This is a genomic window from Luteimonas huabeiensis HB2 (assembly GCF_000559025.1).
Classification (GTDB): Bacteria; Pseudomonadota; Gammaproteobacteria; order Xanthomonadales; family Xanthomonadaceae; genus Luteimonas; species Luteimonas huabeiensis.
Genome location: NZ_JAAN01000062.1, coordinates 1 through 1,661, shown reverse-complemented (window position 1 = coordinate 1,661; position 1,661 = coordinate 1). Strand labels below are relative to the sequence as shown.

Below are 1,661 nucleotides of genomic sequence, written 5' to 3'. Positions count from 1 at the left end.
CTCGTCCGAGTGCTGGCGGGCATTGCGCACGTAGGGCAGCAGCTTGTCGATCGGCCAGAGCTCGATGCGATCGGCCAGCCAGCTCATGCAGTGACCTCCGCCGTCTCGCCCAGCCGCTCGGCGGCGACTTCGGCGAAGGTCCGGCCGCTGCCCTCCAGCACCGGCACCGTGCCCGGGTGGTGCTGCAGCCAGCGGCGCAGCGCGACGTCCACGTACTCTGGAGCGAGTTCGATGGCGCGCACTTTGCGGTCGGTGTGTTGCCCGGCCAGCAGCGTGGTGCCCGAGCCCGCGAACGGCTCGAAGACGATCTCGCCCGCGTCGGTGTAGGCCTCGATGAAGAACTTCGGCAGGCCCAGCGGGAACACCGCCGGATGATCGATGCCTTCACCGATGCGGCCGCGCTGGCGCGTCACCTCGACGACCGAGTCTGGGATGCGGAACGCCTGCGTGGGCTGTCCGGCATGGTTCCAGGCGCCGACCTTGCCGTCCTTGCCGCGCATCGCAGTGGACGATCCGTCGGCGCGCAGGTGCGTCTCGTGCCCGGCCCACTTGCAGGGCACGATCTTGTTCGGCTTGCGCGAGCGTCGGTTGAAGTGGAAGACGAACTCGTGCCGGGGCGCCAGCCGCCCGGCCCAGTCGCCGGGCACGGTCACCGACTGGTCCCACACGTACCAGCCAAAGCGCCGAAAGCCCTGCGTGCGCATCCACTCGATCCAGCCGTCCCAGTACGGCTGCCACTCGTTGTCGCGATGCACGAGCCCGAGGTTGACCAGGATTTGCGCGTCCTCGCGTAGCGCCGCGCCAGCAGCGCCGAACACGCCCTGCATCAACGCGTCCCAGTCCGCGATGCCGCCGGTGGTGTAGTCGCGCTGGTTGGCATACGGTGGGCTGGTGAAGAGCAGGTGCGCCCGCTCGCCCTCGAGGAGGCGCGCGACGGCGGCCGCGTCGCGGCTGTCGGCGCACAGCAGCCGGTGTTCACCGAGCAACCACAAGTCGCCAGGCCGCGTGACCGCCACCGTGGGCGGCGTGACGTCGTCCTCGTCCGGGTCGAATTCCTGCGTGCTCGCCTCCTCGGCAGGCGGCTCCGTCTCCTCGACGTGGTCGAGCAGGCCTTCGATCTCGGAGGCCGAGAAGCCGGTCAGGTCCAGATCGAAGCCGGCGTCGGCCAGTTCGGCGAACTCCAGCGCCAACATCGCCTCGTCCCAGCCGGCATCGAGTGCGAGCCGGTTGTCGGCGATCACGTAGGCGCGCTTCTGCGCAGGCGTCAGGTGCGCAAGCTCGATCACCGGCACCTCGGCGAGCCCCAGCTTGCGTGCGGCCAGCAGCCGGCCGTGACCGGCGATCACACCGTGCTCGCCATCGACCAGGATCGGGTTGGTCCAGCCGAACTCGGCGATGCTGGCGGCGATGCGCGCGATCTGCTCGTCGCTGTGCGTGCGCGGATTGCGGGCGTAGGGAATCAGCGTCTCGACCTCGCGGTACTCGACGTTGAGCGTGTTCAGGATCGGAACCTCGAAATGGAAAGCCCGCCGACGGAGAACCGTGGGCGGGCTCGTGATGTGTATCGGGGAGTGCACAAATCCGCCTGGAGCGGATTTGGACAGCCGCAGGCTGGCCGCGAAGCGGCAGGCCCCAGGGATGGGGCCTGCAAACCGCAAACC

The 1,661-nt window shown here is 69.2% G+C and carries 1 protein-coding gene; it reads right to left on the bottom strand.

All coding sequences use genetic code 11. The features are described 5' to 3' along the window. Nucleotides 1–83 precede the first annotated feature (83 nt). Nucleotides 84–1,577, bottom strand: a complete 1,494-nt coding sequence (locus Z164_RS0119375; RefSeq protein WP_236621837.1) for a site-specific DNA-methyltransferase — start codon at nucleotides 1,575–1,577, stop codon at nucleotides 84–86. Nucleotides 1,578–1,661: the final 84 nt, after the last annotated feature.